Genomic DNA, 24,848 nt, shown 5'->3' with positions numbered 1-24,848 from the left:
AGCTTCTCCTTTTTTCATGTAATAAATAAAATGTAACTGATCAAACGTGTACCGTCTGTACCCTGATGTTACAAATCACGTCTATGTCTCTTTTTTTGACAAAGCTTAACAAATAGAACACATCGTTACTGACAGAACCCAATAAACACCGCCTTTACGGCATAATATACGCTGTTTAGTGCCTATTACCTTTAGAGCCATTATGATCAAATTTCAGCATGTTTTTAAATCTTATGGTCGTGGCCGTAATATTTTGGCGGACATTAATTTCCATATAGAGTCAGGCGAATTTGTTTTTGTCTCTGGCCCCTCAGGGGCTGGAAAATCCACCTTACTTCGTTTAATAGGTGGCCTAGAAACGCCTTCTCGGGGCTCTGTGCATGTAAAAGGCAATCGGATTGATCAATTGCCTGCCAGAGCCCAACCCTATATCAGACGAGCCATAGGGCTTATCCTGCAAGACGTACATTTACTCAATGATCGCAGAGCCATTCAAAATGTCATGCTGCCCTTAGAGGTCTTAGGTTTAGAACAATCTGTGGCCATGAAACGCGCCCGTGCCGCCATGGAAAAAGTCGGTTTAGCTGGTAAAGAGGATCAATTCCCGATTGAGATGTCCGGCGGTGAGCAACAGCGATTAGCGATTGCCCGTGCTATTGTTAATAAACCTGCTATTGTGATTGCTGATGAGCCTACGGCAAACTTGGATGATGAGAGTGCTAAACGCATCATGGATGTATTTAGAGACTTCAACCGAGTCGGTGTGACAACATTGATTGCATCTCATGACCGGCGTTTAATGGCCAATTATGCCCGCCGTACCCTATTGATTGAACCAGAGCGCTTTACCGATATGGTAGGCACCCCTTTATGATTTTTATATCTGCCCACTATGAAAAGCTGGCTTAGACAACACCAATACGCATTTCGCGTTGCTATTTTGCGTCTGTTAGCGCAACCTTTTTCCTCATTAACTAATATCACTGTCGTTGCCCTTGCTCTTAGCGTACCACTTATTAGCTGGGCGATATTACTTTCTGCTCAGCCCGTCGTACAGCAAATCCCCGTCGCTACTGAAATCACGGTGTACTTACGTGCGGACTTAGCCACTGAAGATGTCTCTGCTATTGAAAAAAATCTTCGTAATCACTACAGCGATCAAATTGAACATATCCAAAAGGTCGATAAAAATCAGGCATTAGCTCAATTAAAAAAAGACCCTACTTGGGCAGATGCATTGGGGGTTTTAACCACAAACCCATTACCAGATGCACTGATTCTTAGGCTCAAAAGTCTAAGTGATCAAAGCGAAACCGCTAATTTACTGGCGAGTGCGATTCAAAAAATAGAGGGTGTAGATCGGGTACAACTAGACAGAGACTGGCTAAAAAGACTAGAGGCGCTCTTAGGCTTTGGACGGGTCGCATTGCTCATTCTTAGTTTAAGTGTAGCTGTAATTGTTGTAGCGACTGTCTTTAATACGATTCGCTTGCAGGCACTTAATCAGCGCCAAGAAATAGCCGTTGCCCGTTTGGTGGGAGCCACCGAAAGCTTTGTGCGTAGGCCTTTTTTGTATGTGGGTGCGATAAGTGGTGGCATCTCTTGCCTAATGGCTGCCCTATTAAGCCGCATCATACTCAATCCGTTAAATAGCGCTCTCAATCGTTTAGCTATCAGCTATGACACGCAATTAGCCCTGAATCTACCTAGCTCAGGTGATTTGCTCGTTGCCACATTACTTATCATGGTCATCGCAGCCATGGCTGCACGTTGGTCTGTTACTAAAAACACCCCTTTTTAATGAAAAAATCCGTATCATCTTTTGCTCAATCTGTCGTTGATTGGCAGCTTAGCCATGGTCGTCAACACTTGCCTTGGCAACACACCAAAGACCCTTATCGGATTTGGTTGTCAGAAATTATGCTGCAACAAACTCAAGTCGCTACGGTCTTAGGTTATTACGAACGTTTTTTAGCGCGTTTTCCTACTGTTAGTGCATTAGGTGTAGCGGAGCAGTCCGAGGTTATGCCTTATTGGGCGGGTTTAGGCTATTACGCCAGAGCGCGTAATTTACATAAGTGCGCCCAAACCATTCACTATGAGTATGGTGGTCAATTTCCCCGCAGTAGCAAAGAGCTAGCCACCCTCTCTGGTATAGGCCCATCCACAGCAGCCGCTATTGCTGCCTTTGCCTATGGCGAGCGCTCTCCTATTATGGATGGCAATGTGAAGCGAGTCTTTTGCCGTTATTTTGGTGTCTATGGGTTAACCCATTTGCGGGCAACAGAAAACAAACTCTGGGACCTTGCACGGCAAGTAATAGCAGCAGCACCTGCCGATTTAAATATGACGGCCTACACCCAAGGTCAAATGGACTTGGGCTCTCAGGTCTGCACCCGTGGTCAGCCTAACTGCTCTGCCTGTCCCTTACAAGCAGGTTGTTATGCTCTGGAGCACCAAACTCAAACTGAACTGCCTACGCCTAAGCCTAAAACCAAGCAGGCAGAACGCCACTGTGACATGTTAATTTGGCAACAAGGCAATCAAATACTGGTAGAGCAACGTCCAGATTCGGGGATATGGGGCGGCTTGTTAACCTTGCCTCAGTTTGAGGACGAAAGCCAACTACAGCAGTTTATTCTGAATCAAGGCCTCAGCCTTAATGAAACGCATAAAATGGCGGGACTAACCCATGTTTTTAGTCACTTTAAGTTACACATTACGCCTTGGTGGATCCAAACCTCTACCCCATTACGCGAGCCTTCTGTGCAGCAACAATGGATTGATTTAAATCGACTAGATCAAACAGCGCTACCTGCTCCAGTGCTTAAATTATTAACGGGTATTAAAAACCAGCAACCGATTTTATTTTAATGTTCGGTCGTTTTTACAGGCTTATAGCGGCTAATTCCCATCAACATCCCGCACGCCACCCCTAAAGTAAGCAACGCCGTGCCGCCATAGCTCATAAAGGGCAGCGGCACCCCCACTACTGGTAATACGCCAGTCACCATCCCTACATTCACAAACACATAAGTAAACAACATCATCGCCATTGAGCCTGCGACTAAACGGCTGTATTGTGTTTTAGCCTGTACCGCAATCGCCAGTCCACGCAAAATAATCAAGCTATACAGCACCAGCAACATAATGCCACCGTATAAACCAAACTCCTCGGCAAAAACAGCAAAAATAAAGTCTGTGGTTCGCTCGGGAATAAAATCTAAACGGGATTGCGTCCCCAGCATATACCCTTTGCCGTAGATGCCACCAGAACCTACTGCTATCATTGACTGAATGGTGTGAAAACCTTTACCCAATGGGTCTAAGCCCGGATTTAATAAGGTACAAACCCGATGCTTTTGATATTCACGTAAGATCACCCAGTCAAAACCGGGCTCGCACAACATATCTTCGTAATACAGAATAAAGCCAAGCCCAAGCAAAAGAATAACGGTGGCTGGCACCAGTAATTTAAAAGATAACCCCGCAAAATACATCACAAAAAACCCCGCCGTGAGCACCAATAAGGCCGTACCTAAGTCCGGCTGGCGCACAATAAGGGCAAAAGGAATGGCAAGCAACAGCAAAGCCACCACAAAATCAATAAAACGAAGTTCGGTATTTTGGCGTTTATGAAAATACCAAGCCAGCATAATGGGCACGGTGATTTTCAACATCTCAGAGGGTTGAATTCGTGTGAAACCTAAGTTGAGCCAACGTGTCGCCCCCTTGCTGGTTTCACCAAAAAACTCCACCCCTAAGAGCAACACAACAGCTAGCGCATACACGTAAGGGGCAGCTCGCATCATCCACGGTGGCGGGATAATGGCAATTGCCCACATGACAAAAAAAGCCACCACAAAGTGTTTGGACTGCTCGGCAAAACGCCAGTCTGTGCCACCCACTGCAGAATGCATTACTGTCAGCCCAAGCAAAGCCATGAGCGCCAGTAAAATTAATAGGGGCCAATCCAAAGAGAAAAAAGCCCGTACTAATGCTTGCCAGACTAATTTCATGGTTTTAGATTCCCTCTTTCTACTAGCCAATAATCAAAAACAGACCGGGCTAAAGGTGCTGCAATCGTAGCCCCCCAACCAGCGTTCTCTACGATAAGACCAATGGCTATTTTCGGATTGTCTGCTGGGGCATACGCCATAAATAAGGCGTGATCCCGTAAACGCTCATCAATCGCACTCGCATTATATTTAGCACCACGCAAGCTAAAGACCTGCGCCGTACCTGTTTTACCTGCAGCCTGATACGCAGCATTCGCAAAAGCGCGTCGCGCAGTGCCAGATCGTGTCACATCAATTAAGGCTTTTTTGACCACATCAATGTTGGCCTGTTTCAAGGGAATTACATGAGAAGGCTCGGTAACAGTAGCTTGCCTATCCCCATTGATCGGGTTAATAAGATCACGCACTAAATGCGGTTTCATATATACCCCGTTATTTGCCAAAACGGAGGTTGCCTGAGCCAGCTGCAATAAGGTGAATGAGTTATAGCCTTGCCCCACCACCACGGATACGGTTTCCCCCGCATACCAACGCTGCTGCGATGGCGTTTTATACGCATTTCGCTTCCATTCACGAGATGGCAAAATACCTTTGCGCTCACCCTCTAAATCAATCCCCGTTAGCTGACCAAAGCCAAACTGTTTACTAAAGTCATGGAGAGCATCAACCCCAATATCCGGCCCTAAAGAATAAAAATATGTATCTGATGACACCACCAACGCCCGATGCATATCCGTCCACCCATATGCAGCGCCCCCCGCATTACGGAAACGTTGACCACCGAATTCAAAATAGCCAGGGTCTGGCATACGATCATGGGCCGCCCGTTTACCCATTTCTAAGGCGGCTAAAGCCACAAAAGGTTTATAGGTAGAACCAATCGGATAGGTACCAAACAAAGGGCGGTTAATGAGTGGGTGATCAGGAGACTCATTTAATTTGCGCCAATTTTCTACATCAATGCCGTCAACAAATAAATTAGGATCAAAAGACGGTGCTGACACAAAAGCGAGCACCTCTCCTGTAGATGGCTCTATGGCCACCAATGCACCCCGCCTACCTGCAAACTGCGCCTCTGCGTGCTGCTGTAGGCCTATATCAATGGAAAGCTGTAGGTCCATGCCCGGCACCGGGTCTTTGCGGCTAAGGACGCGTACTGGACGGCCTGAGGCCGTGACCTCTACTTCCTCTACACCGGTCTGTCCATGCAGAGTGTCTTCCCAGGTTTTTTCAATCCCTTTTTTACCAATGATATGTGTGCCACGGTAATTACCGATACGGCCTTCATTTTCGAGCTGCTGCTCATCGGCCTGAGAAATACGCCCCACATAACCAATCACATGAGCTGCCGATTCGCCTTGAGGGTATTCACGCACCCAGCGAGCTTGTAGCTCAACCCCTGGAAATTTAAAAGAATGTGCTGCAAACCAAGAAGCTTCGATCTCGTTTAGGTTATTGCGTAAAATAGTGGGCGCATAACGACTACTCTGCCCCAATAGCTGGTTAAATCGACGACGCTCTCTAGGGGATAAATACACCAATGTAGATAGTTCATCTAGCATGTCATTCATTGGTTTATCTATATGTGCTGGCACTACTGTCAGGGTGTAATCCCTGTAATTACGTGCCAACACCACCCCTGTACGGTCTGTTACCTCTCCGCGTCGCGGAGGTATGGGAACGACGGCAATCCGGTTTTGATCGGCTCGTGCTGCTAACCCTTCGTAGCGCACCACCTGCAAATACCACAAGCGAGCAATCAATATGCTGAGCAACAATAACACCACCACACCTGCCACACTGGCACGTACTATGGTGCGACGGCGCAATAGCTGGGAGGTTTTTTTAAACTCAAACATGATGTTTTAGGATGCGCTTTCGTCAGCGTCATCTAAACGACGATGCGGCAATAATAAAAGCAAGTCAGCAATGGGCCAGAGCGCTGCCATAGAAACAGCAGACCAAAGCCAATCCCAACCTGCCCATTCCCCGGCAAACCACGCATGGGCGAACCGAGACACAGACAATGCCACCACCCAAATAGGCAACAAATGAATTAACTGCACCAGAGGGCTAAATAACAAAAGGCGACGACGTAATAATCCCACCCCATAAATAGCCAGCACGTAGCTTAGGGCTTGCTCACCTAACAGAGCACCGCCATGTACATCTAATAATAGCCCAAGAAAAAAACCGGCCAACATATTGACCCGACGTGGCTCATGCAAGGTCCAAAAGCACAGCACTAATAATAAAAGGTCGGGAGCCACAAGCCAGAGCCGCCATGACAACAGCGACAACATCCACATGGCAAAGATAGAACCCCACACCATGAACCCACTGGATACAACACGAAAGGGTGAGCTATCTATAGGTTGCAAAGAGCTGAGCGAACTATTGTATTCGCGATTCCCAGCCTTAGAGTGAGACGTCTTACTCATTGAACCCCTCTGTGTCCTCTTTGTGTAGTTTAGATTCTTGGACTAGCAACACTAAAAAATGACGATAGCGTTCTGGATGAGATAAAGGTTGACCCACCGCTACGGCAAAACCGGTAGCTGGATCAAAATTGATGCTTTCAACAACCGCAACGGGCAAACCCGCGGGAAAAAGCCCCCCAATCCCACTGGTAATTAGGGTGTCACCGACCTCAAGGTCCACCTCATTCGTTAAGTAACGCGCCTCGATTTTTGCGGCGGCATGGCCACCAAAGGCGACTAGACGTAGACCATTGCGTAGAACCTGAACCGGAATAGAGACCTTATCATCCGTAATGAGTGCAGCCTCTGCGGTGTAAGGCGTGACACGCACCACCTGCCCTACTACCCCCCCTTCGTCAATCACGGGCATACCAGCACGAATACCGTCACTGGCCCCTTTGTTGAAAATGAGGCGACGATTAAAGGCATTTGGAGGCTCATACAGAACCTCTACCGCTACAGCAGGCTGAGTAACCGTGTCCGCCACGTGCAATAAACGACGTAACTGTTCATTTTCCACAGAAAGCTGGGCGGCATGGGTAGAAATTTGTGCCAGCTCGATACGTTGACGCTGTAGGGCTTCTTTTTCGCTGTGAACCAAAGCCGTCGCATTCATCCATGTGTCTACATATTGCGAAAGCTCAGCAGGAGCCATCGCCACCCGCTGGAAAGGATAGATTGCCACAGCAATGGCTTGGCGTGCTGGTTCAAGCACAGTCCAGCGCGCATCAGTAATCAACAAGACCACTGATACTAAGACGAAAACGGCTAAGCGGACTTCGGCAGCAGGGCCACGCCTAAACAGCCGAAGAGAGCGTTGTTCTTGCATGATTGACCATCAATAGCACCAGCAAAGAGAGCCAAAGCTGGCGCCATTTAAACTGGAAAGGCAAGGGATTAGTCGTAAATAAATACGGCTCCTAGTTTCTCTAGGTGTTCAAGCGCCTCGCCACAACCGCGCACCACGCAGGTTAATGGATCGTCTGCTACCACCACTGGAAGCCCCGTTTCCTCTTGGAGTAAACGGTCTAGATCATGAACTAAAGCACCACCACCTGTTAGGGCAATCCCTTTTTCAGTAATGTCAGCACCGAGTTCTGGCGGTGTTTGCTCTAGGCCTGTTTTTACAGCGGAGACAATTTGGTTCAACGGGTCGGTCAAAGACTCTAGGATCTCGTTGGAAGACACGGTAAAACTACGTGGAACACCTTCGGAAAGATTACGCCCTTTGACCTCGATTTCACGGATTTCCGTACCGGGGAAAGCTGAACCGATTTCTTTTTTAATGCGTTCAGCAGTGGGCTCACCGATAAGCATACCGTAATTACGGCGTATATAGTTGATAATTGCCTCATCGAACTTATCGCCACCAACACGCACGGAACCTTTGTAGACCATACCGCCTAAAGAGATAACAGCAACCTCTGTGGTCCCCCCGCCAATATCTACCACCATCGACCCACTTGCGTCCGATACGGCAAGCCCTGCACCGATCGCTGCAGCCATTGGTTCTTCGATTAGGTAGACTTGGCTTGCGCCTGCACCTAAAGCAGATTCACGGATGGCACGACGCTCAACCTGTGTAGAGCCACACGGCACACACACAATAATCCGAGGACTAGGCGCAAACATGCTACGCGGATGAACCATACGGATAAACTGCTTTAACATCTGCTCAGTTACCGTAAAGTCCGCAATTACACCGTCTTTCATAGGACGAATCGCCTCGATATTACCGGGGACTCGACCTAACATTTGTTTGGCCTCGTGGCCGACTGCTTGAATGATTTTTTTGCCGTTAGGGCCGCCATCGTGACGAATGGCTACAACAGATGGCTCGTCCAGTACAATGCCTTTACCCCGAACGTAGATCAGGGTGTTAGCCGTACCAAGGTCAATAGCCATGTCGCTAGAGAAGTAACTGCGTAGAATTCCGAACATGGGTGCGCAATGTAGATAAGAATGGGTATAAACAACAGGTGTCGGGGTCGGTAAAAACCTGACAGTGAAACAATCAATGATAACTTATAATTTAAGTCTATTCAGACTGAATTACAGCCTAAAGACCATCTAGGCTATATTTTTAAATAAAATAGCCCCAAAATGGGGGCAATGCACCAATTTTTTAATTTTGATACTGACTCTGGGATTTTATTATGGCAATCACACAGCAAGATGTCGCACATATTGCACACCTAGCACATATCGCACTAACACCCGAGCAAACTGCCCAAGCCGAACAAGACTTCGGTCAAATTATTGAACTGATTCAACAGTTGCAAAGCGTGGACACTACCGGCGTTGAACCCTTAATTCAGCCATTGGCTGCAATCCAAGAAGTAAACTTACGTTTACGCGCTGACGAACCGGCCCCTACCAACACCATTGAACAACGTGATGCGTTGATGAACAATGCCCCTGCTCAAACCGAAGGCTTGTTCTTGGTTCCAACTGTTATTGAATAAGCTGGATTACTATGTCTTTATTTAATGAATTCTCTGACCTTACTGCTTTAGGTCAAGCTTTACGTGCTGGCACAATCAGTGCGCGCGAATTGGCACAAGACGCCTTACATCGTGTGGCGCAAAGCGATATTAACGCCTTTACGCATGTAGACGCTGATTTGACATTGGCCCAAGCCGATGCTGCGGACACCCTCTTGGCCTCCGGTCAGGCAACTGCTCTTACTGGTATTCCTATTGCGCACAAAGATGTATTCGTCACCAAAGGCTGGCGCACTACTGCGGGCAGCAAAATGCTCGAAAACTACGTCAGCCCTTTTGATGCAACGGTTGTAGAGCAACTGCTCGCCGCCGGAGCGGTATCACTGGGTAAATTAAATTGTGATGAGTTCGCTATGGGCTCAGACAGCACTACCTCTTACTTTGGCGCAATTAAAAATCCGTGGGATCACAGCCGAACCCCTGGTGGCTCCTCTGGTGGCTCTGCGGCGGCTGTTGCGGCGGGTCTAGTCATGGCGGCAACGGCCTCCGATACCGGAGGCTCTATACGTCAGCCTGCTGCGCACTGTGGTCTTACCGGCTTAAAGCCCACCTACGGTACGATTTCACGTTTTGGTGTGATTGCCTATGCGTCCAGTCTAGATCAAGCAGGCCCGATTGCTCGTAGCGCCCGTGATGTGTTAGCCATGCTTCAACATATGGTGGGCTTTGATGCAAACGACCCCACTAGCCTAGCTCTCTGTGGCGATCAAAAAAATGACGGCGCGCGCATCACAGAACAATTCAATCAGCACAGCACTCAATTTGATGCCAATGCCGCACAACCTTTAAAAGGGCTACGTATTGGTCTACCTAAAGAGTTTTTCGCTGGCAACATAGATACAGATAGTGCAGCCGCAATAGAACAAGCGATTCAGCTCTATGAATCGTTAGGGGCAACTCGTGTAGACATCTCATTGCCGCTAACCCAACAAGCCGTACCTACTTACTACGTCATCACCCCAGCCGAAGCCTCCAGCAACCTATCTCGCTTTGATGGTGTTCGCTTTGGTCATCGTGCCGCTGAATACACTGACCTAGAAAGCATGATCAGCAACAGTCGTGCCGAAGGCTTTGGTGTAGAGGTAGTACGTCGTATTTTAACGGGGACCTACGTGTTATCCGAAGGCTACTACGATGCCTATTACCTGCAAGCCCAACGTGTACGTCGCCTCATTGCCAATGATTTCCGCACAGCCCTAGAGCAATGTGACGTGATTCTTGGCCCTGTAGCCCCACGTACCGCGCAACGCCTAGACCATCAGAATGACGACCCCACCGCAGATTGGCGCAATGATGTGTACACGCTGGGTGTGAACTTAGCGGGCTTACCTGCCATGTCGACTCCGTGTGGCTTTAGCTCTCAGAATATGCCAATTGGTCTGCAACTCATTGGTAACTACTTTAACGAAGGTCAGTTGCTCGCTATTGCCGACCGTTTTCAACAACATAGCGACTGGCACCAACGCATTGCAGGAACAAAATAATGGAATGGGAAATTGTGATTGGGCTAGAAACTCACGCCCAGCTATCAACTAAATCAAAAATCTTTTCTAACAGCAGCACCGCATTTGGCTCTGAGCCTAATACACAGGCATCCGCTATTGATATGGCGCTACCTGGCACACTGCCTGTTTTTAACGAGGCCGCCGCCGACAAAGCCATTCGTTTTGGCCTAGCTGTCGGTGCCGAAATCACGCCTCGATCTGTGTTTGCACGTAAAAACTATTTTTACCCTGACCTACCTAAAAACTACCAAACCAGTCAGTTTGATCTGCCGGTCGTGGTCGGTGGCAAAATCAGCCTCTTTGTGGGCGAGGTTGAACATACGATTAATTTAACGCGAGCTCATCTCGAAGAAGACGCTGGTAAATCCTTACACGAAAACTTTACAGGCCCGCATGGCGAATCCTCCACAGGGATAGACTTAAATCGCGCTGGTACACCCTTGCTTGAAATTGTCTCTGAACCAGAAATGCGTTCTGCCGCCGAAGCCGTTGCCTATGCACGGGCCATGCACTCATTAGTCGTGTGGCTAGGCATCTGTGATGGCAACATGCAAGAAGGCTCTTTCCGTTGCGATGCGAACGTCTCTGTACGCCCTAAAGGTCAAAAAGAGTTTGGCACACGTTGCGAACTAAAAAACATTAACTCATTCCGTTTCATGGAGCGCGCCATCAACTACGAGGTGCGCCGACAAATTGAGTTAATCGAAGATGGCGGCAAAGTCATTCAAGAAACCCGTCTCTATGATGCTGATCTGGATGAAACGCGCAGCATGCGTAGCAAAGAAGACGCAAATGACTACCGTTATTTTTCTGATCCTGATTTAGCTCCTTTGTATATCAGCCCAGAATGGATTGAGCGCGTCAAAAAAGAGATGCCCGAGTTACCGGCCCAGAAACGAGCACGCTTTGAGGCAGAACTAGGACTAAATGCCTATGACGCCAATCAATTGACTGTCTCTCGCGATGTGTCTGATTTCTTTGAGCAAACCTATGCGGCTCTTAATAACAGCCATGCTAAATTAGCCGCTAACTGGATTATTTCAGATCTAACCGCAGCACTAAACCGCGAAGAACTCAGCATTACAGAGTCAAAAATCAATCCAGCGCAACTTGCCATGTTGATTTTACGTATTGCAGACAATACGATTTCCAATAAGATGGCACGTGAGGTCTTTGCCGCCATGTGGGAAGGTGAAGCTGCTGCCGATGCGGACGCGATTATTGAAAAACGCGGTTTAAAACAAATCAGCGATAGCGGTGCGATTGAAGCCATGGTCGATGAGGTCATTGCGGCCAACCCAGATATTGTGGAACAGTACCGTGCGGGTCGTGATAAAGCCTTTAACTCACTGATTGGTCAGGTCATGAAAGCAGCTAAAGGTAAAGCTAACCCACAACAAGTCACCGACATCCTAAAATCCAAACTCGGTTAATCCGTAGTGGCTATACGTCGCTGATAATCAAAAAAAACCCCAAGAAATTATTTCTTGGGGTTTTTTCATGCACGATCTATTTATTCACTAATCAAAAAGCAATTAGGTTAAACACCATATTTTTGGCGATAGGCTGCCACTGATTGTTGATGTGCAGCTAATTCTGAATTGTTCTCTAGGTAGAACATAATATCGCTCAGGGATGCGATACTAATGACTGGCATACCGTACTTGTTGCTGACCTCTTGAACTGCCGAATGGGCTGACAACGCATTGTCAGGGCCTGCACGCTCCATGCGATCTAGGGCAATGAGTACCCCAGCCGGTTCAGCGCCTGCGGCTCGGATGATCTCCACAGACTCGCCAACAGAAGTCCCTGCGGTAATCACATCATCAATAATGATGACCTTGCCTTTTAATGGGGCGCCAACTAGGGTTCCGCCTTCGCCATGCGCTTTGGCCTCTTTACGGTTAAAAGCAAAAGGTACATCGCGGCCCGCCATGCTGGGGTGATTCGCCAAGGCCACCGAGGTCGCTGTTGATAGGGGGATACCTTTGTAGGCTGGGCCAAATAGCATGTCAAACTCGACCCCAGACGCCACCAATGCATGCGCATAAAATTGAGCCAAACGACCTACAGACGCACCACTGTTAAACAAGCCCGCATTAAAAAAATAGGGGCTAAGACGACCCGATTTCACTTTAAATTCACCAAAGCGCAAAACGCCTTGGTCTAAAGCAAAGCGTACAAATTCATTACGTTGAGAGGGCATGATTTACTTTCCAATTCAATTCATTACGTAGATAACGCGCCTATTATCACATGAAAGTTTGCCTGATGTGAGGCTGAGCTTACATCGGCATTTAATCTATTTTGAGGTAACACTATGACAATGCCTGTTTTTTATCTTTCACACGGCGGTGGCCCTTGGCCTTGGATGGAACAAGGTCTAGTACGCTATGCTGACTTACAGCGTTGCTTAGAACAGATTCCAAGCCAGCTGCCCGCCAAACCGGCTGCGATCTTAATGATTTCAGCTCACTGGGAAACACAAGGCACCTTTTTAGTCCAAGCCAACCCGACTCCACCGATGGTGTACGACTACTATAATTTTCCAGAGCACACCTATCACATTCGCTATCCCGCACCGGGAGACCCAGATCTGGCTTTACGGGTTCAGCAGCTCATCGCTAAAGCAGGCGGTCACGCCGATCTTGATAACGAGCGTGGCTTTGACCACGGTGCTTTTGTACCTGCCTTTGCTATGTACCCAGAGGCCGACATACCGATGGTGCAACTTTCTATTGATGCCAATTATGACCCTCTACTGCACCTACAACTAGGTCAGGTACTACGACCATTACGTGAACAAGGTGTCTTAATTATTGGCAGTGGAGCGAGCTATCACAACCTACGTCTGATGGGCCCCGAAGGCGCTCAACCCTCGGTGCAGTTTGATGCGTGGTTAGAATACGCGATGCTTAAAGCCGACTCGCAAGAGCGTCAAGAGCTGATGCAAAACTGGAGTTTTGCTCCTGGGGCTCGTATTGCGCACGCCAGAGAAGATCACTTAGTGCCATTATTTACTGCGGTAGGAGCCGCCTATGACTCCGATCCAGTAAGCCGTATTTTAACGAGCACTAGCTCTAGCGGTATCGTAAATGCCAGTTATCGATTTGGCTAAACGGTGGACTTTCTCTGTGGTTTTGAATACGCTATCTTTCCTTATATAACTCATACTTCACTTTAGAGATTTGCCCGTGCTACGTATTTGCAGTTTAAACATGAATGGGATACGCGCCGCGTACCGCAAAGGATTTGCAGACTGGTTGGCTCAACATCAACCCGATATGGTCTGTATGCAAGAGGTGCGTATTCAAGACAAAGACTTGACCGAAGCCATGCGCCACCCTGAGGGCTACACCGGCCATTTTAATTTGGCCGAAAAAGCCGGTTACAGTGGTGTAGGTTTATACCTCAAAGAGGAGCCTCGCGCCGTTCATAGTGGTATGGGCTGCAATGAGTTTGACCCCGAAGGCCGTATTATTCGCGCAGACTATGAGCAATTAACCGTCATCAGTGCTTATCTGCCATCGGGAACCAGCGGCGATGAACGCCAAGATGCTAAATACCGATTTCTAGCGCATTTTGAAAACTGGATAGCTGCTTTTATGGACGACCATAAAACGACAGGCCGAGAGTACGTAATTTGTGGTGATTGGAATATCGCCCATCACGAAATTGATTTAAAAAACTGGCGTGGTAATAAGAAAAACTCTGGTTTTTTACCCGAAGAACGGGCTTGGATGACCAAAATCATGACGGAAATGGGTTGGGTCGACGTGTATAGGAACCTATACCCAGATCATAGCGAGGAATGCTATACCTGGTGGAGTAATCGCGGGCAAGCTTGGGCCAATAACACAGGGTGGCGTATTGATTATCAAATAGCTACACCGGGTGCTGCGGCAGCAGCAAAACACGCTTGGGTCTATAAAGAAGACCGTTATAGCGACCATGCGCCTTTAGTTATTGATTATGAGCTCAAGGCCTGATCAAAAAGGACTTCCTGGGTGGAAGTCCTTTTGCTTTTCTGCGTCGGGTTAAAGGCTAATAGCCCATCAGTTTTAACGGAAATAATGAAATGGCTGGAATATAAGTAATCACCAGCAACACCACAATCATAATTAAAATAAACGGGATTGCGCCCACAGAGGCTTTTTCTAGGGTGGTTTCGCCAACCCTAGCCCCCACAAACAGATTCACCCCTACTGGCGGTGTCACCATACCCACTGCTAAGTTCACAATCATCACAATCCCAAAATGAACGGGATCTACCCCTACTGCCACCACGACAGGCAACAAAATGGGGACTAAGATAATGATTGCAGCCAATGTCTCCATGAACATACCAACAAACATCAATAATATATTGATGAGCAATAGGATCAAGATGGGATTATCGGTTAGGCTAACGATATAATCCGCAATCATAAATGGAATACGCTCAATAGCTAATACACGGCCAAAAATGGTGGCAGTACCTACAATAACTATCACGGTGGCAGAGGTTAAAGCCGACTCTGCAATCACCTTATAGAGATCTCGTAGTTTTAGCTCTTTATGAATAAAGAGCCCCACAACAAACCCATAAATAACGCCTATCGCAGCGGCTTCAGTGGGAGTAAAAACCCCACCATAGATACCACCCAGAATAATCACGGGAACCAATAAAGCCCATTTCGCATCCCAAATGGCTTGCCACTTTTGTGCAGCACTAAAACGTTCTGTATTGCCCACGTATTTTTCTTTACGAGCCTTGAGGTAAGCCACCAGAATGAGTGCCAAACCAATTAATAAACCCGGTACTACACCTGCCAAGAACATCTGCGTAATAGATACGTTGGCAGAAACGGCATAAATAATCATAGGAATACTGGGGGGAATAATAATCCCAATACTACCTGCTGAAGCAATCAGCCCTACCGAATACCCTTTTTCATAGCCCTCTTTAGCCATGGCAGGCAATAGCAAACCGCCAATAGCAGCAACGGTTGCAGGCCCAGAGCCGGAAATAGCGGCAAAGAACAGGCAAGTCACCACAGCAATAATCGCTAAGCCACCGGTATAACGACCAAAAAACACATTCGCTACATTCAATAAACGGCGTGATAGACCACCTTGACCCATTAAGTCGCCAGCCAAAATAAAAAATGGCACAGCCATCAAGGGGAATGAGTCAATGGATGTCACTAAGCCTTGGGCAATATAACTACTGCTGACCTTACCGCTATAAAGCAACGCAACGGCAGAAGCCAAACCTAATGAAATAGCAACCGGCACACTCACCGCTAACAAAGCAATAAAGCTACCAAATAATAATAAAGAAATCATGGCTTTGCTCCGTGGCGAATGGCTTGAATCTCATAGTAGATTTGCTGTAACAAACGTAACACCACCAAACCAAAACCAACCATTGGGGCTAAATAGACATAGCCCATTGGGATGCCTAATGAGGAGGACTTTTGGCCAAAGTTAAAAATCTTGACGGTTAATGCGTAGCCCTCTTTCATCACCAGTGCAGCAAAAATAATAAAAAACAGGTGTGCAACAATGGTGACGTGATGCTGGTAATTGGGGAAAAGCTTATTTGTGACGGCCTCAACACGAATATGCGCATGGCGTTTTACGGCACAAGCTGCGCCAATGTAAGTGGCCCAAATAAAACAGTAACGTGCTAGCTCTTCCGACCACGTTAGCGCATCGTTCAGCACATAACGCATAAACACTTGGGTTCCAATTAGCACTGACATCATAGACAGCAGCAATACCAATAAACTTTCTTCTAGGTTCTGATCAAGCCATTTCATTTGTACACCCCTGAAAAAAGAGCAGAATACGATTTGCATTCTGCTCTAGTACGACTTGCTAATTAGCTTTTAGAGACTTCAGCAACGATACGATCAACGATATCGGCACCAATTTTCTTTTTAACTAAGGCTTGAATTGGGCCCATACGATCAGAAAATGCAGCTAATTGCTCTGGGCTTAATTCGGTAATTTTCACATTAGGCATATTTTCAACGGCTTTTTCATCTGCCTTTTGTGCTAAATCACGTTGATAATCCGTGGAGCTTTTAACGACTTCAGCAAAAATAACTTTGTCTTCATCACTAAAACGATTGTAGACATCGGGGTTAATCATCAAAGGCCAAGGCGAGTAAACGTGATTTGTTTTACTAATGAAGTTCTGTACTTCGTAGAATTTCATGTCATAGAACAAATTGATGGGGCCCTCTTGCGCATCGAATGTACCTTGCTGCAAGGCAGTGAATAATTCACCAAAAGCTAATGGGGCTGGATTGGCTCCCAGTTCTTTCCATGCCGCAATATGGACTTCGTTTTCCATTGTGCGCATCTTCATCCCTTTCAAATCATCAGGAGAAAGAATTTCTTTTTTATTGTTGGTTAACTGACGGAATCCATTTTCCCAAAAGGAAACGGCTTTAATACCTACTTTATCTAAACTAGCTAATAGGCTTTGACCGATTTCACCGTCCAAAACGCGGTAAACACTATCGCGATCCTTAAAGAGAAAAGGAATATCTAAAGCAAAGAACTCTTTATTAAAGTTACCCAATACCGCAGAAGACACAAAGGCCATATCTACGTTACCTAGCTGAATACTTTCAACTAGCTCGCGCTCGCTACCTAATTGAGAGTTTGGAAAAACCTCTAGCTTAATGCGACCCTGCGTTTTCTCCTCTAGCTGTTGACCTAAGAACTCAAAGGCGGCCTGTCCTGAACTAGTGGTGGATGAGGCATGCCCGGCTTTTAAAACAATCGTATTTGCAGCGGCAGTACCAGAAACACCAATAGCTAAGGCACATGCAGTCAGCGCAAAAACGCTATGATGTAGAATCTTTTTTGATAGTTTAGAAAGCATAAAGCGTCTCCGAAAGTCGGGCATCATTGCCCAAGGAATAGGTCATAGTATATGACTGACTCCCCTGTTCTCTTTAGCCACATCTAAATCATTTACGTAGCTAGACGAGTACAAAAGCTGTAATCAATTTTAAGTTGATGCTACAATTTTTTCAATAACTGAAAGCAGTTATCAAGTAATGAGAAAGGAATAAAAATGACAAGCAACGCAAGCACAGACAAAACAGAAAATGAACAACGCTTTATCACTGAACTGCAGGCCGTACTTGGCGCAGATCAATTATTGCTACAGTCACAAATCAGTGAAAAATACCTGCAAGACTGGAGTGGTGAGAAAGGCTTTCAGCCTTTAGCTGTCATCCGCCCTCGCAGCACAGAGGAAGTCTCTAAAGCACTGGCTTTATGTCATCAGTACAAATACCCCGTCGTACCCCAAGGTGGTATGACCGGTTTAGCTGGCGGTGCTAACGCTATCGCTAATAGTATTGTGCTTTCCTTAGAGCGCATGAGCGGAATCACTGAAATTGATGCTGGCTCTGCCACCATGACGGCTTGGTCAGGTACTCCTTTACAAGTCATGCAAGAAGCCGCTGAACAAGCAGGCTTTATTTTTGCTTTAGATTTAGGTGCTCGTGGCTCATGTCAAATTGGCGGCAACTTATCCACCAACGCAGGCGGTAATCGAGTCATTCGTTACGGGATGGCCCGCGACGTTGTACTAGGGCTAGAGGTTGTGCAAGCGGACGGCACCGTTTTATCCATGATGAATAAAATGGCCAAAAACAATGCTGCCTTTGATCTAAAGCATCTGTTTATTGGATCAGAAGGCACGCTAGGCATCATTACGCAGGTTGTCGTCAAGTTACACCCTAAAGTTACGGGTGCGAATACAGCCTTGGTTGCGCTAGATAGTTTTGACTCGGTTATCAAGCTATTACGTTACAGCCAACAAGCGCTATCCGGCCTAGTGAGCGCCTTTGAAGTCATGTGGCACGATTATTACCAATCCGCTACGACTGTAGGTGGCATTCGCGCACCTATTGCTGGCGAGCATCCTTTGTATGTATTGATTGATATGCAAAGCGCGTCTCCAGAACAAGATCGTGAACGCTTTGAGGCCGTATTAGAACACGCCCTAGAAAATGGCTGGCTGACGGATGCCGTTATTGCCCAATCACATGCAGATGCCGAATCCTTTTGGTTGCTGCGAGATTCCGTCGCTGAGTTATTGCAAAGCTTCAGCCCTACGATCAACTTTGATATTTCCTTTCCTATCTCTCGAATCGGCGAAGCCGTTGAGCGCTTAAATGCCGTCTTAGATACCGATCATCCCGGGATCAAAAGCATGTTCTTTGGGCACGTAGGCGATGGGAATATCCACGTAGTCGTAGGCCCACTACCTGAGGACGATGGGAAAACAGAATATGCCATTGAAAAAGCATTTTATGATATTACGGCAGAATTCAGCGGCTCGGTATCCGCTGAGCATGGGATTGGCTTACACAAAAAACCGTGGCTACATTACAGCCGTACCCCTGCTGAACTCGCATTGATGCGCACGCTCAAACAAGCCCTAGACCCTAAAAATATCTTGAACCCTGGTAAGGTCTTTGATCTAACTAACTAAGACCTATTTAGTATGTCCTAGCTCGCAGCTGATCTCAGCTGCGGCGCTTTGGACTAGCTCTATCAGCTCTAATCGACGCTCATCTGGCATTGTTTTTAATAAGCTTGCCACACTAATTGCCGCCACAATTTGCCCTGTACTATCACGTACTGGTGCTGCCACACAGCGTAGCTCCACATCGACTTCACCTAGATCAAGTGCATAATCCCCTTGGGCATATTGATGCATCATACGCAGCCAATCATACAAATCGGGCTGAGGATTTAGTAAATGACACTGCCGATGATAGAGTTGCTCCCAGTCTTCTACTGTCTTATCTAAGACAAGAGCCTTACCTACCGCCGTAATAATGATTGGATTCATTCCACCTATCTGAGAACGAATCTCGATGGCACGCTGACTAGCGATCTTGTCCAAATAAATCACATTGTCCGCATCGGCATAACAAAGATGAACCGTATCGGAGGTTTTTTTGGCTAAACGCCTAAGAATAGGCTGAGCCAGTTGAGTTAGGTTGACCTGTGAATAGGCCCTATAACCTAACTCCATTAGCTTACGTCCTAAGCGATATTTATCCTGTTCTCTTTGAATGAAATGACGCTGTTGCAAAGCCATCAAAATCCGATGTGTCGTGCTATAAGTCATCCCGGTGCGTTGGGCGATTTCGCTGATCGTAAGCGGCGCATCAGCCACCACATCAATAATATCTAACCCACGCAATAAGGTTTGGCTCGGAGCACGTACATTCAAATTTTCACCGGCCATTGCAACACCATCATTTACAAACAAAAAGAATTACAGCAATCGCGGAGCCTGTGATGGCAAAGCACGAGCGTCATCACTATGATCTGCCTGTTCGACCTGAAGATCCAGCGTGTCGCCCAAGCGGAAAGCCGAAATGTAATCAACCAATTGGTCAGCCTGTGTGCGTAAGGCACTGGATGCGCTGGTGGTTTGTTCGACTAAATCCACGTTTTGCTGCGTCATGTCGTCCATCAACGCAATGGCTTGATTGATTTCATTTAAACCAATGGATTGCTCTTGGCTAGCTGCCGCGATTTCTCGGATCAATACCATCATGCGTTCATTGTTTGTGACAATGTCAGTCATGGTGTCACCGGCTTCGGACACCTGACCACTGCCGTTGGTTACGACCTCTACGGAGCTATCGACTAAGCCTTTGACCTCGTGTGCAGCAGCTGCAGAGCGCTGCGCCAACGCGCGTACCTCTGAGGCCACGACCGCAAAGCCACGCCCCTGCTCTCCGGCACGAGCCGCCTCTACCGCAGCATTCAGTGCCAAAATATTGGTCTGGAACGCAATACTGTCAATAATACCGACAATGTCAGAGATTTTTTGGGACGCGCCGCTGATTTCATCCATCGTGCTGACCACATTATGCACGGCATCACCGCCACGACGCGCCACCACTGCTGCCTGATCTGCCATGCCCTCGGCCTCGCGAGCGTTTGCTGCGTTTTGCTGTACCGTACTATTTAATTCCTCGGTAGCTGCAGAGGTTTCCTCTAAGGATGCCGCCTGTTGATCTGTACGATCGGATAACAACAAAGACCCATCGGCCACACGACTTGCCACGTTTGCAATCGTCGCCGCACTGCCATTGATACGCGAGATAAGCTGGCGTAAGTTTTGCTGCATAGCTCTAATTTGCAGTAATAGTTCAGTAATCTCGTCATTACCATCAGGGCTAATTTTACGGGATAGATCACCTTGGGCAATTGCCTGAGCCATCTCGTTGGCCTCATCAAACCCTTTAGACATACGACGTAAAGTAATTAGCATAAACCAGGTCACAGGTGCAGCACCAAATAACACAATTAACGCAAACAAAATACGCATGCGCTGATAGGTTTGCTCGGCGGCCTGAGCCTCTTGGTTGGCGCTTTCACTTTGGTATACCTGCATGGCTTTTAGCGCCTTTAAGACCGTCTCGCCTTCGGTTCTACCGGCTACCAAGAATTCTTGCATGACAGCAGGAGAGAACTCTCCGCGCCTTACATGATCTAAAGAGGAGTGAACTTTTTGGCCCCACACAGTCTGCGCTGCAGCGACGTCCTGAAGCAAGTCTTGTTCGCGTGTACTCATTGGTCTATCTGCTAAAGCCTTACGGATCTCGACGTTTTCCTGGAGGTTTTCTTGAACTAGATCCAAGTGCATCTCAATGGGATGCCCATGTAGTTCGTAGAGAGAACTTGTTGGATCGTGTTGGAAAGACAAGAGTATATTTAGGCGGGTATCGTAAAAATTGACCACCATGCTGTTGAGCATATCTACAGCAGCCATTTGCGTTTGGTGGACAGTTTTTAAACTATCACGAGCCTTCATGAGGCCTGAAATACCAGCCACCATAGCAAAGGCAAATACCACCCAATATACAAAGACTGTAGCCCAGAAACGCCGGGTTAAGCTAAAGCGACTAAACATAGATTTTTTATATAAAGAGAAAAATAGCAATCACAGAAAACAGGACAAACACGAGCCCCCCCCCTTACATCCTACCGTGTTTTGCATTATTTAGTAACTCAACCTACGCAAAAAACAACAACCAGTTCATGCATTCAGGATCTATATGTAATTTTGCATATAAAGGATTTTCAAATGGCGGATAAATCCACCATTTGAAAATCAATAACGCGATTCTTTTTATTTAAAAACACTGACAAAGCCAGTAATAATAACGACGTTAAAAAAGTCGATAAATAATGAGCCTACCAGTGGTATAACAAAGAACGCTTTTGTTGATGGCCCATTGACCTCGGTGAAGGATTGCATATTTGCCATCGCATTGGGCGTTGCCCCCATACCAAAGCCACAATGCCCTGCTGCCATCACAGCGGCATCATAGTCTTTGCCCATCATACGGAACGTAATATGCGTTGCGAACAAAAACATCACGGCGGTTTGTACAACCAAAATTACCAACAACGGGCCCGCAACGTCGGCAAGCTTCCAGAGTTCCATTGTCATTAATGCCATGACGAGAAAAAAGCCTAGAGAAACAGAACTAATCACCTCGATCTGAGCCATGGGTAATTTATACCCACGCCAATCAATAATATTGCGCACAATAGCAGCGACTACCATCGAGCCCAAATACGCCGGCAAAGTGATTTCTCTTTGCTCAAACCAATCAATAATTAGCGAACCCACCCCCATACACACAGCAACTAAAATAACCGAGTACATGGTGGATTCAAAGAGACCGCCCTCTTTTTCTGATGTGTTATTTTTAATGTCTTGCTGTTCTTTTTCTTTTTTCTGAGCGGCCTTAGCCTGACGTAATGCACTGGCACTTGGGCCAGTAATACCGTACTTTTTCATTAAGTACGTCCCGGCAGGACCACCAATCACACAGCCCGCAACCAACCCCCAAGTAGCAGCAGCAATTGCCGCAGGTAACGCTCCCTCTACACCTTGAGCCGCCAAGATAGGCCCAAAAGCCCCTGACGTCCCGTGCCCGCCGGTTAGCGACATAGACCCTGCTGTTAGCCCCAATAGTGGACTTTGGCCCAACAACACAGAAAGCCCAACACCAATCACATTTTGTAAGGTCAAAAGTAAGACCGCTGCACCTAAAAACAGCACAACTCCTATGCCGCCTTTTTTTAGCATTTCAAAACTAGCCGAAAAGCCGATAGTAGTAAAAAAAGCAGTCATTAAAAAAGCTTGTAAGTTGGTGTAAAGCTGAATGCTAAACGAGCCGCTTTGATGGCCATACAACACAATCAATGAGAACACTAAACCACCAATGATGGGGCTAGGAATAAAATAGCGAGATAAAACCGGGACTCGGTTTTTGATGAGTTTGCCTATGACCAAAAAAACGGCTGCTAAACCAGCCGTTTGCGCCATATCAAGTTGAATATCCATATGCGAACACCTTATTAGCCCTTTAGAGAGCGCGTTCTATTTGGGTCAAATAATGCAAAATAAAGGCAGCGACTTCGGTAGGCTGGTTTAAGTCTAATGACGGTATACCAAGATCCGGTATAGGTTGGTCACTGGCTAACGCCACCACATTTTCAGTGGTTGGGTACACCGGCTCTATGCCTCGTGAGGGTCGGTAAACCTCTAGACGTGGAATGTCCGCCTGTCTATAGCCCTCGACTAAGATGATATCAGCCTCTTGGATACGTTGGACTAAATCAGCTAATAACGGCTCATCCTGATCGTGTAGATTATGAAATAACGCATAATGGTACGGCGAGGCAACGATGACCTCGCGCGCGCCAGCTGCCCTAAAACGGGAGCTGTCTTTTTGGGGCGGCTCAAACTGCAAATTATGGTGACTGTGTTTGATAACAGCCACCTGTACACCTTGAGCACTAAACCAGGGGATCATGGCCTCGATCAGTGTAGTTTTACCGCTGCCAGAACGCCCCACAATGCCAAAAACTCGTTGCATCATAATAGAAATTAATGATTCCGCTGAACGGCAGCAGCACAAAAATCAATTAATGTCTGTTTATACGGACTATCAGGAAATAGACGAATGGCTTGTAAGGCTAAATCTGCCTCGGCATCTGCCGCCTTACGGGTGTAATCCACCGCATCGGTATTAGCAATTGCTGCCGCTACGGCCTCAAAATCAGCATCACCGGTTTCAATCGCTGATTTAATCAGCTGTTGTTCCTCGGGTGTACCCACCTGCATAACACGAATCAGGGGCAAGGTCGGTTTGCCCTCGCGCAGATCATCACCCACGTTTTTACCTAATGCCTCGGCATCACCACTGTAGTCCAGCACATCATCAATTAATTGAAATGCTGTACCAATATGACGACCATAGGCACACGCGGCGTCTTCGAGTTCTGGGGAGGCCCCTGATAAAATAGCACCTACCTGGGCTGCGGCCTCGAATAGTTTCGCGGTTTTATAGCGTACCACCTGCATGTAACGGTCTTCGGACACGTCTGGATCATGCACGTTTAACAGTTGTAGAACCTCGCCTTCGGCAATTATCGTTGTCGCCTCTGACAAAACGGCCATGGCACGCATGGACTGGGTTTCAACCATCATTTCAAAGGAGCGTGAGTAGAGGTAATCCCCCACTAATACACTGGCAGCGTTACCAAAGACAGCATTCGCCGTACTGCGTCCGCGACGTAGGTCTGATTCGTCCACCACATCATCATGTAATAATGTCGCCGTGTGAATAAATTCAACCACGCCAGCTAATAGATGATGATGTGTGCCTTTATAGCCTAAAGCGTTGGCGATCAATAACAACATAGCGGGGCGCATTCTTTTGCCACCCGCGCCCACAATATATTCCCCGATGGTGCGAATTAAGACGACCTCAGAATTCAGACGCCCGCGGATTACCGCATCAAGGGCTTTCATGTCATCAGCAATAGGGTTCATTAGATTTGGGAGATTCAAAGCGCGTTCCGAACTAAAAAATACCAATTTGGTAAATAAACCTAGTTGGCTTGGTAAAAGCCAAGGCTAAAGGGATAATTATACGGTGTTGTGACGTTTAAGCCGAATTTGTCACTAAATAAAAAACACCACGGCAAAAAAACCACGTCAATTGAGCATAATAGTGCTTTTGTTAAGCAAGCGGAGAAAATTTTGACTTACGATTTAACCCATTTAATCCAACGTGCAGAGCGCGTACTAGAACAGTTAGAGGCTTATCTCCCCCCTGCACCTCCGGCCATAGACTGGGATGCGCCTGCTTTTATTTGGCGTAGACGCGGTGCGCGTGGTTGGTTAGATGCCGTTAAGCATATTGCTACTATTAGCCCAGACGATCTGCAACATATTGAGCAGCAAAAAGAAACCATTACCCGTAATACCGCTAATTTTGT

Annotated in this window: 24 protein-coding genes; 10 read left to right on the top strand and 14 right to left on the bottom strand. The window is 47.0% G+C overall.

Annotation, left to right across the window (positions count from 1 at the left end):
* Nucleotides 1-202: 202 nt before the first annotated feature.
* From Q0Z62_RS01960 to mutY, 3 genes are read left to right on the top strand one after another with little or no spacing between them, the layout of a single operon-like run.
* A complete protein-coding gene (locus tag Q0Z62_RS01960; RefSeq protein WP_298050349.1) occupies nt 203-874 on the top strand; it encodes a cell division ATP-binding protein FtsE in 672 nt (223 codons plus the stop codon).
* A gap of 18 nt (nt 875-892) precedes the next feature.
* A complete protein-coding gene (locus Q0Z62_RS01955) occupies nt 893-1,801 on the top strand; it encodes an ABC transporter permease (RefSeq protein ID WP_298050348.1) in 909 nt (302 codons plus the stop codon).
* Nucleotides 1,801-2,874 carry an A/G-specific adenine glycosylase gene (gene mutY, locus Q0Z62_RS01950; protein ID WP_298050347.1) on the top strand — a complete coding sequence of 358 codons (1,074 nt, stop codon included), beginning with the start codon at nt 1,801-1,803 and terminating at the stop codon, nt 2,872-2,874. Before Q0Z62_RS01955 ends, mutY begins: the two co-directional genes overlap by 1 nt.
* On the opposite strand, the gene rodA is transcribed toward mutY, so the two are convergent.
* From rodA to Q0Z62_RS01925, 5 genes are all read right to left on the bottom strand, one after another.
* A complete protein-coding gene (gene rodA, locus Q0Z62_RS01945; RefSeq protein WP_298050346.1) occupies nt 2,871-4,019 on the bottom strand; it encodes a rod shape-determining protein RodA in 1,149 nt (382 codons plus the stop codon). The two genes, mutY and rodA, sit on opposite strands and share 4 nt — an antisense overlap.
* The gene (gene mrdA / locus Q0Z62_RS01940; protein WP_298050345.1) at nt 4,016-5,878 is read right to left on the bottom strand and encodes a penicillin-binding protein 2; all 1,863 of its coding nucleotides are present in this window, start codon (nt 5,876-5,878) and stop codon (nt 4,016-4,018) included. Before mrdA ends, rodA begins: the two co-directional genes overlap by 4 nt.
* A 6-nt stretch (nt 5,879-5,884) precedes the next feature.
* A complete protein-coding gene (gene mreD, locus Q0Z62_RS01935) occupies nt 5,885-6,460 on the bottom strand; it encodes a rod shape-determining protein MreD (RefSeq protein ID WP_269901214.1) in 576 nt (191 codons plus the stop codon).
* Nucleotides 6,453-7,328 carry a rod shape-determining protein MreC gene (gene mreC, locus Q0Z62_RS01930; protein ID WP_269901213.1) on the bottom strand — a complete coding sequence of 292 codons (876 nt, stop codon included), beginning with the start codon at nt 7,326-7,328 and terminating at the stop codon, nt 6,453-6,455. Before mreC ends, mreD begins: the two co-directional genes overlap by 8 nt.
* A gap of 68 nt (nt 7,329-7,396) precedes the next feature.
* Nucleotides 7,397-8,440, bottom strand: coding sequence for a rod shape-determining protein (locus Q0Z62_RS01925; RefSeq protein ID WP_269901212.1), 1,044 nt, complete (start codon nt 8,438-8,440; stop codon nt 7,397-7,399).
* Nucleotides 8,441-8,655: 215 nt separating this feature from the next.
* On the opposite strand from Q0Z62_RS01925, the gene gatC reads away from it, so the two are divergent.
* Genes gatC through gatB form a run of 3 tightly spaced genes read left to right on the top strand, consistent with a single transcriptional unit; the run spans nt 8,656 to nt 11,941 of the window.
* Nucleotides 8,656-8,964, top strand: a complete 309-nt coding sequence (gatC, locus tag Q0Z62_RS01920) for an Asp-tRNA(Asn)/Glu-tRNA(Gln) amidotransferase subunit GatC (RefSeq protein WP_269901211.1) — start codon at nt 8,656-8,658, stop codon at nt 8,962-8,964.
* A 5-nt stretch (nt 8,965-8,969) separates the two neighbouring features.
* Nucleotides 8,970-10,487: an Asp-tRNA(Asn)/Glu-tRNA(Gln) amidotransferase subunit GatA gene (gene gatA, locus Q0Z62_RS01915; protein WP_298050427.1), complete on the top strand. Its 1,518-nt coding sequence runs from the start codon at nt 8,970-8,972 to the stop codon at nt 10,485-10,487.
* On the top strand, nt 10,487-11,941 hold the full coding sequence (gene gatB, locus Q0Z62_RS01910; protein ID WP_298050344.1) for an Asp-tRNA(Asn)/Glu-tRNA(Gln) amidotransferase subunit GatB: 1,455 nt from the start codon (nt 10,487-10,489) through the stop codon (nt 11,939-11,941). Before gatA ends, gatB begins: the two co-directional genes overlap by 1 nt.
* A gap of 107 nt (nt 11,942-12,048) precedes the next feature.
* On the opposite strand, the gene pyrE is transcribed toward gatB, so the two are convergent.
* Nucleotides 12,049-12,714, bottom strand: coding sequence for an orotate phosphoribosyltransferase (gene pyrE, locus Q0Z62_RS01905; RefSeq protein ID WP_298050343.1), 666 nt, complete (start codon nt 12,712-12,714; stop codon nt 12,049-12,051).
* A 114-nt stretch (nt 12,715-12,828) separates the two neighbouring features.
* On the opposite strand from pyrE, the gene Q0Z62_RS01900 reads away from it, so the two are divergent.
* Nucleotides 12,829-13,626 carry a class III extradiol ring-cleavage dioxygenase gene (locus tag Q0Z62_RS01900; RefSeq protein WP_298050342.1) on the top strand — a complete coding sequence of 266 codons (798 nt, stop codon included), beginning with the start codon at nt 12,829-12,831 and terminating at the stop codon, nt 13,624-13,626.
* A gap of 76 nt (nt 13,627-13,702) precedes the next feature.
* Entirely contained in the window at nt 13,703-14,497 is a 795-nt protein-coding gene (locus Q0Z62_RS01895) for an exodeoxyribonuclease III (RefSeq protein ID WP_298050341.1), read from the top strand.
* 55 nt (nt 14,498-14,552) lie between these two features.
* Here the strand turns inward: Q0Z62_RS01895 and Q0Z62_RS01890 are convergent, their stop codons facing one another.
* The 3 genes from Q0Z62_RS01890 to Q0Z62_RS01880 all read right to left on the bottom strand — a co-directional run bounded on the left by Q0Z62_RS01890 (nt 14,553) and on the right by Q0Z62_RS01880 (nt 17,388).
* Entirely contained in the window at nt 14,553-15,836 is a 1,284-nt protein-coding gene (locus Q0Z62_RS01890; RefSeq protein WP_298050340.1) for a TRAP transporter large permease, read from the bottom strand.
* A complete protein-coding gene (locus Q0Z62_RS01885) occupies nt 15,833-16,312 on the bottom strand; it encodes a TRAP transporter small permease (protein WP_269901204.1) in 480 nt (159 codons plus the stop codon). Before Q0Z62_RS01885 ends, Q0Z62_RS01890 begins: the two co-directional genes overlap by 4 nt.
* Before the next feature lie 62 nt (nt 16,313-16,374).
* On the bottom strand, nt 16,375-17,388 hold the full coding sequence (locus Q0Z62_RS01880) for a TRAP transporter substrate-binding protein (protein ID WP_298050339.1): 1,014 nt from the start codon (nt 17,386-17,388) through the stop codon (nt 16,375-16,377).
* A 195-nt stretch (nt 17,389-17,583) separates the two neighbouring features.
* Here Q0Z62_RS01880 and Q0Z62_RS01875 point away from each other — a divergent pair, with 195 nt between their 5' ends.
* A complete protein-coding gene (locus Q0Z62_RS01875) occupies nt 17,584-19,014 on the top strand; it encodes an FAD-binding oxidoreductase (RefSeq protein ID WP_298050338.1) in 1,431 nt (476 codons plus the stop codon).
* Nucleotides 19,015-19,017: 3 nt separating this feature from the next.
* On the opposite strand, the gene Q0Z62_RS01870 is transcribed toward Q0Z62_RS01875, so the two are convergent.
* From Q0Z62_RS01870 to ispB, 5 genes are all read right to left on the bottom strand, one after another.
* Nucleotides 19,018-19,779 (bottom strand): IclR family transcriptional regulator, encoded by a 762-nt coding sequence (locus Q0Z62_RS01870; RefSeq protein WP_298050337.1) that lies wholly within the window; start codon nt 19,777-19,779, stop codon nt 19,018-19,020.
* A 30-nt stretch (nt 19,780-19,809) separates the two neighbouring features.
* Entirely contained in the window at nt 19,810-21,459 is a 1,650-nt protein-coding gene (locus Q0Z62_RS01865; protein ID WP_269901201.1) for a methyl-accepting chemotaxis protein, read from the bottom strand.
* 219 nt (nt 21,460-21,678) lie between these two features.
* The gene (gene gltS / locus Q0Z62_RS01860; protein WP_298050336.1) at nt 21,679-22,905 is read right to left on the bottom strand and encodes a sodium/glutamate symporter; all 1,227 of its coding nucleotides are present in this window, start codon (nt 22,903-22,905) and stop codon (nt 21,679-21,681) included.
* Between the two features lie 22 nt (nt 22,906-22,927).
* Complete coding sequence (gene mobB / locus Q0Z62_RS01855) at nt 22,928-23,443, bottom strand: molybdopterin-guanine dinucleotide biosynthesis protein B (protein ID WP_367180496.1); 516 nt, start codon at nt 23,441-23,443, stop codon at nt 22,928-22,930.
* Between the two features lie 8 nt (nt 23,444-23,451).
* Complete coding sequence (gene ispB / locus Q0Z62_RS01850) at nt 23,452-24,417, bottom strand: octaprenyl diphosphate synthase (protein WP_298050335.1); 966 nt, start codon at nt 24,415-24,417, stop codon at nt 23,452-23,454.
* A gap of 189 nt (nt 24,418-24,606) precedes the next feature.
* Between ispB and Q0Z62_RS01845 the strand changes: the two genes are divergently transcribed.
* A partial coding sequence (locus Q0Z62_RS01845) for a DUF815 domain-containing protein (RefSeq protein WP_298050423.1) occupies nt 24,607-24,848 on the top strand: 242 nt, incomplete at its 3' end.

Source organism: uncultured Paenalcaligenes sp. (assembly GCF_947630565.1).
In the GTDB taxonomy this organism is placed as follows: Bacteria; Pseudomonadota; Gammaproteobacteria; order Burkholderiales; family Burkholderiaceae_B; genus Paenalcaligenes; species Paenalcaligenes faecalis.
The sequence above is the reverse complement of the archived record's forward strand: the minus strand, read 5'-3'. Positions and strand labels throughout refer to the sequence as shown.